At 56.4% G+C, this 8,451-nt stretch carries 6 protein-coding genes and 2 pseudogenes; 3 read left to right on the top strand and 5 right to left on the bottom strand.

Features of this window, described 5'->3' with window-relative positions:
- A pseudogene (locus EN845_RS33660) lies at nucleotides 1–553 on the top strand (ATP-grasp domain-containing protein); the annotation flags it as partial.
- A 936-nt stretch (nucleotides 554–1,489) separates the two neighbouring features.
- On the opposite strand, the gene EN845_RS33655 reads toward EN845_RS33660, so the two are convergent.
- The 4 genes from EN845_RS33655 to EN845_RS35680 all read right to left on the bottom strand — a co-directional run bounded on the left by EN845_RS33655 (nucleotide 1,490) and on the right by EN845_RS35680 (nucleotide 5,516).
- Entirely contained in the window at nucleotides 1,490–2,752 is a 1,263-nt protein-coding gene (locus tag EN845_RS33655; RefSeq protein ID WP_127308881.1) for a D-amino acid dehydrogenase, read from the bottom strand.
- 314 nt (nucleotides 2,753–3,066) lie between these two features.
- The gene (locus EN845_RS33650; RefSeq protein WP_127308882.1) at nucleotides 3,067–4,203 is read right to left on the bottom strand and encodes a KamA family radical SAM protein; all 1,137 of its coding nucleotides are present in this window, start codon (nucleotides 4,201–4,203) and stop codon (nucleotides 3,067–3,069) included.
- 450 nt (nucleotides 4,204–4,653) lie between these two features.
- On the bottom strand, nucleotides 4,654–5,349 hold the full coding sequence (locus tag EN845_RS33645; protein ID WP_127308883.1) for a class I SAM-dependent methyltransferase: 696 nt from the start codon (nucleotides 5,347–5,349) through the stop codon (nucleotides 4,654–4,656).
- 20 nt (nucleotides 5,350–5,369) lie between these two features.
- A complete protein-coding gene (locus EN845_RS35680; protein WP_164761583.1) occupies nucleotides 5,370–5,516 on the bottom strand; it encodes a hypothetical protein in 147 nt (48 codons plus the stop codon).
- An 864-nt stretch (nucleotides 5,517–6,380) separates the two neighbouring features.
- Between EN845_RS35680 and EN845_RS33640 the strand changes: the two genes are divergently transcribed.
- Both EN845_RS33640 and EN845_RS36525 read left to right on the top strand, forming a co-directional pair.
- The gene (locus EN845_RS33640) at nucleotides 6,381–6,785 is read left to right on the top strand and encodes a hypothetical protein (protein WP_127308884.1); all 405 of its coding nucleotides are present in this window, start codon (nucleotides 6,381–6,383) and stop codon (nucleotides 6,783–6,785) included.
- Nucleotides 6,786–6,851: 66 nt separating this feature from the next.
- Nucleotides 6,852–7,705 (top strand): annotated as a pseudogene (locus EN845_RS36525) (saccharopine dehydrogenase C-terminal domain-containing protein); the annotation flags it as partial.
- A 444-nt stretch (nucleotides 7,706–8,149) separates the two neighbouring features.
- On the opposite strand, the gene EN845_RS33630 reads toward EN845_RS36525, so the two are convergent.
- The coding region (locus EN845_RS33630) for a hypothetical protein (protein ID WP_210235381.1) at nucleotides 8,150–8,451 on the bottom strand (302 nt) is incomplete at its 5' end.

The raw sequence follows: 8,451 nt of genomic DNA, 5'->3' as shown, positions 1-8,451 counted from the left end.
GCGTATTGCCGATGCTTCGCTGAGCTGTTTGCGAGCTCTCGGCCTTGACTGGGGGCCAACGAACGTAGAACTGCGGTGGACCAAGCGTGGGCCAGTCGTGATTGAGGTCAATCCGCGTCTTGGTGGCAGTGTCCAAACGATTGAGGCGGCTCACGGTATCGATCTTGTCACCGAACACATCAAGCTCGTGATCGGCGAGGAATGGAATTTGCACAAGAGGCATTCGCATGTTGCGACCGCCCGGCTCCTGATTCCTGATCGCGATGGTATCCTGGATTGGATCGATGGCGAAAGTCGAGCGGCTGCCATACCAGGCGTCGTCGAGGCGAAACTGTATATTAAACCCAAGACGCCGATCGTCAGGAAAGGCGATTACCGAGACTACATCGGATATGTCCTCGCCGCATCACCCAGCCGTGCTCGGACAAACGCAATAGTTCAGCGTGCCGTTGATTCAATTCGTTGGTCGATCACACCATTTCCAATGGAACAGGAACAATTAGCGACCTCTCATGTCTCCGCACCTGCGCAGGTGCCCTCGGGTGAAGGGTAATCATCGCCAAACATTGGGGCAATTGAGAGCACGAGAGAGACGGGGCTTCTGACAGGATCGCCAGCAAGGAAAACATCAGCCGCATGTCCGCTCGACGACTGTCTCATGGCGCGCGGCTATATTCAGCGGCGCTTTGCAGCTACGGTTTCCCCAATGCGCTGCCAATGACGCGTCGGAACTGAAGAAGTCAATCGCGGCGTAGTCGCCGCACTCATCGAGTTAATGCAAAGATGCTCAACGTCTCGAAGCCGAGGGCCTCGACCTTAGCGTGTCAATGAAGTTCTCGGCGTTGTCATTGGCCTACCGATCCTGTCAGACCTTCGGCAAGAACAGCCGGTAGATACCTGCAGCACACTGCGAGCCGTGACCATGAATGAGGAATTGGGTTTGGAGTTGGTCTTCTCCGATTGGTGGCAGCTATCAACGCAGCGACCGTCAGGCGCACAGCCGACAATCAAGCGCGACCAAGCATCGAGGAGCACGGCGACGTAGACGAAGCAGGTCGGCAGCGCGACATAGCATGCCGCAAGCCCAGAGCTGGTCCGGACCGGCCGGTATGATCTGCTTCACCAGATTCGGAAGGTTGGCCAAAGCGCGCCACATCTTTGCTGCAGATCATGCGCGCATAGGCGCCGGATCTTGTTGGGGTTCACGTCGATGCCTTCGCTAACTGCCGACGCGCAATAGCCGTAGAACTCGGACGCGTCGCAGATCGCGAACATCGCCCCGAGTGCGGGCGCCATCGATCCGCTTATACGACGGTCATGGTAGGTCGAGAGCGATGCCATCAGTCGGCATCTTCCGCGCTGGAGATCTTGGGACCTACACGCTGGCGCTGCGCTTTTCAGAGCTCCCTCTAGTAACTCCAGTCCCAACGACGAGCCGCTGAAGAGCAGCAGTTCGGGCCTCCTATTCGCGCCCTGAGATGCTGCGCGTTCAGAGCGCATAGTCTTCCGGTGCGACCGCTTCGCTCGTCAGGTGGCCCTCAGTGATGTAATCTGTAATTATGCGGGCCGACCCGCAGGCCATCGTCCAGCCGAGCGGCCCATGGCCGGTGTTCAGGAACAGATTGCTGTAGCGGGTCGGGCCGATCACAGGGGGACCGCCCGGCGTCATCGGGCGCAGGCCGCTCCAGTTTAGAACGGAGTCGGCATTCACGTGGTCCTTGAGCTCCGGCAGCATTCTAAAGCCATCGTCAAGGACGCGCATCCCTTCTTTGATGTCTACCGTGGTATCGTAGCCGGCGAACTCGGCGCGACCGCCCAGCCGCAGGCGATCACCCATAGGCGTGATCATCGCATGGAGGCCATCGTCCATGATCGGACGTGTCGGCCCTCCTTGCCAGCCGTTTAAGGGAACGGTGATCGAATAACCCTTTACTGGAATGATCGGCAGATGAATGCCGAGCCTGCTCGAGAGGTTTGGGCTGTAGCTACCAAGCGACAGAACGAAGGCGTCCGCCTGGATCTCTCCCTTGGTCGTATGAATATGTGAAATTTTCGTCGCGCTTCCCCGCTTGATATCGAGGACTTCGGTGTCCATCAAGAACTTTGCGCCACACGCCTGTGCCACTCGCGCGATCTCTTTTGTGAACTTGTGAGCATCACCGCTTTCATCATCAGGGAACAGAACAGCGCCGGCGTATCGGTCGATGACCGGCGCGACGCAGGGTTCCTTTTCTAGGATCTGAGCCTTGTCGAGCTTCTCCAAGACCACGCCCCATTCTTCCATCTCCCGGCACATCTGGAGAAACTCGGACATCCGACCCTGAGGAGGGAACATTCGCATGGTTCCGCGGACGGTCTGGTCGTAAGTGAGCCCCTCTTCTGCGCGGATAGCACGCAGGGTCTCAAGGCTGAGCCGCGCGAGCCGGATGTTGGCGATCATGTTCGCCTTGTGCACACGGGTCCTGGAATTGGCGAAGAACTTGAGGCTCCAACCGATCATCGAAGGGACAGCGCGCGGTTTGATCTTCAGCGGCGAATTGGCGTCGAAGAGCATATTTCCGAGATTTTTCATCGTGCCGGGGGAGTTCCAAGGACTAGAGTCGCTTGGGTTCATCAGACCGCCGTTCGCGAAACTGGTTTCCATGCCGGGGCGGTCCCGACGATCAATCACGATGACGTCAAGGCCAGCCTTTGTCAGCATGTAGGCAGTCGTGCTTCCAATGACGCCAGCTCCCATAACAACAACTTTCATTCTCCGTGCCTGCCTTTCAGAAGTCTTTGTTCGGCTCTAATGGCCCAACCGTATTCGGGCCTAGCCACGCTGCGCCGGCGTTTGCAATCTGCGTCACCACGTTCTCATTCACCGACGGCTGATGCCAATACCGGCTCGAATTTTGGAATCGAGATATCATACGCAAAAGAGGCCAAGCGACTCGAGCGCAGTGACCTCGACCAGCATCAGTCGAAAGAGGCTCGGGCGCTGCACGCGGCGAGGTCGGCGCAGAACGGTCCGAAGATCACTTCCTACACGCGGCGGGCTCTGGCGAGCAACGGTGAGCTTTTACCTTAGTCGATTCTGTCAGGATCTTTCCAAGTTCTCCACTCGTAGTTGCGAAGTGTGATATACCCAGGTCCAGATCCTATCAGGTAGTTGGGATTGAGTGGCGTTTTGCCGAGCGGCGTGCAGATTACATATTGCGGCACGGCAAAACCGGTGGTGTGCCCACGCAAACTCTCAATAATGTGCAACCCGGTATTGATTGAAGTTCTGAAGTGCTCCGCGCCCCGGACCAAGTCCGCATGGTACAAATAGTATGGTCGCACACGCGCCATAAGGAGTTTGTGGACCAACTCTTTCATCACCTCGACCGAGTCGTTGATGCCTTTCAAGAGTACCGATTGGTTGCCCACCGGAACCCCCGCTTCAAGCAACCGTTCGATAGCGAGTTTCGCTTCAGGCGTGACCTCATTGGGGTGATTAAAGTGAGTATTAATCCATATTGGATGGTACTTTTTGATCATTTCACAGAACTCGGGCGTGATACGCTGTGGCATCGTTACAGGCGTTCGAGTGCCGATTCGAATTATCTGAACGTGCGGAAGATGCCTGAGCCTTGACAAGGCGTACTCTATCTTATTGTCGCCCATCATCAGCGGATCACCTCCACTTAACAGTACGTCCCGAATCTCTGGCCGCTCGGCTATATATGCTATTCCTTTGTCAATGAGATCTCGATTGCTGACGATCGCGTTTCGCCCCGCGCGAACCTTGCGTGAGCAGTGTCTGCAGTATATGGCACACAGATTGGTAATATGAAACAGTACGCGATCTGGATATCTATGAACGATGCAACTCACTTCGGTCTTCCCCTCCTTCCAAAGAGGGTTTTCGGAATCTACACCCGATCGGTGAAATGAGGCGAGCTGATCAATATGGAAGATATCGTCAAGTTCCTTGATGTTAGGGATAGCCTGTAGGCGAACTGGATCGTTTGGATCCTTCTTGTCGATCAGCGAGAGGTAATAGGGTGTTACCCGAAAAACATATTTTTCACCGACCTTGCGGAAAACTTCTTCTTCTTCCGCCGTAACATTTATATGGTCCTTCAATGCATCCAAAGTGGTTATGCTATTTGAAAGTTGCCAACGCCAGCTGTCCCATTCGCTGTTTCGCGTGTCTACTGCGGCCGTTTCTGCCACCATGCCACACCTCCATTCGAGTCACTTATCTGTAGATACATTCGCGATATGCGGTTGGCTCCGAGAAAATCAGTTCTCCGAACTAAATCCCGAAGTAGATGCCCTGGTATTCCGACTTTACCTTCTGGACGTTGGAGTACAAAGAGGTAATGACGGGTTCAAATCCTCAAGCCCCGGTAGATGGATTCGGCAATGGCCGCGCAGCTTCAATCTTAGTTAGCCGAAACGGCGCGCGCAGCGTAAAAATGGGCACCTCTGCCCAGCCGCACTCTCGAACGCTGTGCACTTCAAGCAACGTTCAAGAGCCTTTACATCTTTAGCCCCTGTGTTTCTGCGTGGGACGCGGATCCGCTTTAGGCCTAATCGGTGTCAAAAGCCTTTCGCATGCCGATCGGCGAGTGCCGGTTCGGGTCATCGAAAGTCAGATCCGCCGCCGAGATCTGCGCTAGTGTGTCACAGCCGCTCACCCGTTGCTCTTGCTTTATCAAGCACCTGGAAAGCCCAATAATGCGCGTTTTCCTCGTAGTATCTCGCATCGCTAAGACAAAGTGCCGGCATCAGAAGACCCGCATCCTGCAGACGCCGCACAGCATTTTCAAAGGATGTCGCCTCCGCATAGCTCTTGCGGGTGCTCGCGATGACGAAGCCGTTCGGGCGCGTGACGCGAGCCAGTTCGCGCAGTCCATCCGGTCGGGCATGCCTGTGCGTGAAGACGCCACAGCAGACCGTGACGTCATAGCTCGCGTTGGGGTATTCCGAGAGTGGACCGTTAAGGTCTACACCGCCTGTTACATGGCGGTAAATACGGGTCTGTCGGGCCTTTTCGGCCATCTCCTCGATCAGGTCGAACCCGTCGATCAACTGAAAGCCTAGACGTTGCAGCTGCAGACCGACAAGGCCCGTTCCACAGCCAGCGTCGAGGATTGTAACGGCTGCTCGCTCCTTGGCCAAATAGGCAGTCTGCACGGCTCCCGCCAGCTCTGCCACGACGATTGGCCCGCAATACCCCTGACTGCCGACATGGAGATCGTAGGTATCGGCCCGATCACGATAATACTCGGCTACGTAACCGACATCCGTGTCGAGTGCATGGGAACCTTTTTTTCGTGCGGTTTGGTCCATCGCGGACTTTTGATCGGGGATTTTCATGACGGTTCCTCCATTTAAGATCAGATTGGATGCAGCGCAGATCCCTTCGGCGGCGCAATGGCGCGGCAGATATTTTCCTCTGCCGTATCGGCGCATGAAAACCGGACCGAGCCACCGGGCGGTAAACCGTGCCGCTTCAAATTCTGGCTTACGGTCGTGCCGAGCATTTTGTCTCTCCTATGTGTCTGGGAACAAGCGTTGGCCGCCCTTTCCGCTCCGGTCGGCAGCTCCTGCCGGCCTACGAAGACAGAGTTTCAAAACTCGTGCCAACTGTCCGCAAAAGCGCCTAGAAAGATTATTCTGCTTACTTTGTAATGCCTTATGAGAGTTCAGCAGGAAGCCAGGCGTAAGCGCAGTGTCGGATACTCGACAGAACCCGACAGCAGGTGTCATCGCCCCGCATTGGATCCGCCCGGTCGCTGTAACCTCTTCCTTGTCAGGATCATGGCTCGTGCGGTGCGGCTTCAATTCCGCGTTTCCGCTCAGTTTGCGTATGGTCTAGGACAACAGCAGCGCCACGCGTCAACGATCAGCGCCTGGGGCGAGAAGTTTAGCCGGCACTTCGCCAACCAATTCCTCCGCCGCCTGATGTGGCACCAAATGGCATCTCGATGAAATCGTTACCACTCCCGGCCGGTGAGAAGCAGTGGCTTTTGGCGGTCTTCGAGCACCACGAGGATTGCTCCATCCAATCCGCTCTCTCCGAAGCGCTCCCAGCCCAAAGGCAGACCGCTAGCTAGCAGCCGTAATTTGTTGACTATTATTTTTTACGAAAACAATGCGCTAGAATTACGAAGGTAACAATAACTTATTGCAACTTGGTAGATCTCTTCTTGCCTATTCAAATCCGAAGGGGCATATCTTTTGTGAACAAAATGCCTGAGTGGAAGAACCATTGGGGTCCTCCTTAACGTGGACATTTCTGCGCGATCTCAGCTGCGAGAGCGAACGGGTGAGGATGCTGCGGGTCACGGCAAAGGACCGTCTTTGCCGCACGATCTGGGGACTTCTAAATAACGGGGAGATTGAAAATGTTTCTCAAAGCCGACGGAAGTGAAGTATGGCTGCAGAGCTCGGCAAGATTGCCGTATCTATCCCTTGCCGGCGTTATTGAATCCTCGGAGGACTACGTCGCAATTCGACCAAGGCTGCGTCGGGTTTACAAGCAGCTTTCGGGCATAGCCTCCGATGACGCGTTCCTTGTGCAGGAAATCGAGGACAGTGGCTCCTTGGTTTTCTGCGCCCGACCTGACAAGCACTGCGCCTTGCTGCTGCTGGGAAAATTTCATCGAGGCCGACAGAGTTGCACACCCTATGCTGTTCTCGAAAACCTCGTCGAAACGATCCGGAACAGTGCAGATGGAATCGGCGGGCAAGTCGGCGCGACCATCCGTTTCGACCTCGTGCAATCCGAGTTGGCGATGCGTGCCCGCTGAAGGAGAGGCCATTAGCCAGCATATGCGACGGCGGCCTCGCTAGCGAGGCTTCCCGCGCATCCCCGTTTGCGTACGGCAACGCTGGACGCCGACGATCCGGAACAGTTGTGCAGTGTACTGCGGGCAAATTCGCCGTGCTCGCGCGGTGCCGCTACGTCTAGCTGTCGGCATTGCCCGTGCTGCAGTTGCCGCCGGGGTGCATTATCTTGATCTGACCGAGGATGTCGGGAGTACGCGCCAGAGCAAAATGCTGGCCGCCGGTCCCACAATGCGTCCTCGCTCCGGCTTTATCTCGATCGTAGCGCATCATCTTACTGCCGGATTCGACCGTGTCGACGCGGTGCGGCTGCGCACGGGCGCTCTGCCAGAGTATCCAGCTAACGCGCGCTGCAGACAATCTGACCTGGAGCACCGATGGGGTGATCAACCGATTGCGAGCCTTGCGAGGCGATCGCCAATGGCCAACGTGTGGAAGTCCCAGCGCTTGAGGAGTACGAGGAGTTCTCTGTCGACGGCGCGCGGTATGAGGCTTTCAATACTTCCGGTGGTTTGGGCACACTATGCGATGCCCTGCAGGCCCGAGTGGGGACGCTGAATTATCGCAGTATCCGCTATCCAGGTCACGCCGCCCGAATGAAGGCGCTGCTTCACGATCTTCGTCTGAGCGAGGGCGTGAACTGTTGTCATTGTCAGCGGACACAAGCAGGGCCGCCGGATCCAGGAAACCTACTTCAACAAAATTTACTATCAGGTGATCAACGGCAAGCCGACGAGCGCATCCAGGCGACCACGGCGGCTGGCATCTGCGCACTGTGCTCGACCTGCTGGCTAACGGCCGGCTGCCGCAGCAGGGACTGATCTGCCAGGAGCAGATTAAGTTGCCGGAATTTCTGGCCAATCGCTTCGGCGCCCTTTATGCCTCTGCATCCGCTGCGCCACGGTCGTCCGAGAATCTGAGCTGCAACGCTCTCGTCCGTCTCGTCGACCGGTCCGTCGGGAATTGGCCGGCGTCGGCAGGGTCGCCGCTATCAATCAAGCCCGGCGGGTTCGCTCTGCCGAAGCGAGGCTTCGTCGCTTCGACCAGGCCGACGCCGAAAGCTCCGGCCAGCGAGCCAAATACCTTCTCTGTCGCCGGGTTGATCACCGGCAGATGTAATTCCGTCTTTCCATCACTACTAGTCTGCAGCTGCTGCTGACGAAAGCTCATAGCTCGCGGCGTGGCACATTGCATGCTCAGCTTGAGTGACTCAATAGGTCCAGACCAGTCGATATCCGGATCGTGGGGGTCGCGCCTCCACATTTTCATCACAATGGTAGCGGCGGTCGGCGTGGGCGCCCGCACTGACCGGCTAGCAGGTTCGATACTATTTGGCATGAAGGCGAACTGCGCCCGCATCACGGCTAAAGCGGCGCAAAACGGCTGCGCCACCAACAACCAGCATCAGCGTGAACGATGGAAACATGAGGAGGCATCCAGACCCAAATGGATTACCGTGGATTTCCCGGCGTATTGTTGTGCGAATGAGCAGCAGATATAGGTGTTTGATCCCAGATTTTGATGGGGCATCCTTGTCCTCCGAATCAAGGGATGCGCTATGGGCCAGGTTCTTCATGGGAGCGCCACGACGACAGAGGCGGTCCGTCGAGCGATACAGCATAGTCAAGA

This window comes from Mesorhizobium sp. M8A.F.Ca.ET.202.01.1.1 (assembly GCF_004791595.1).
GTDB lineage: Bacteria > Pseudomonadota > Alphaproteobacteria > Rhizobiales > Rhizobiaceae > Mesorhizobium.
Note: the sequence above shows the minus strand (reverse complement) of the source record. Positions and strands in the feature narration are given on the sequence as shown.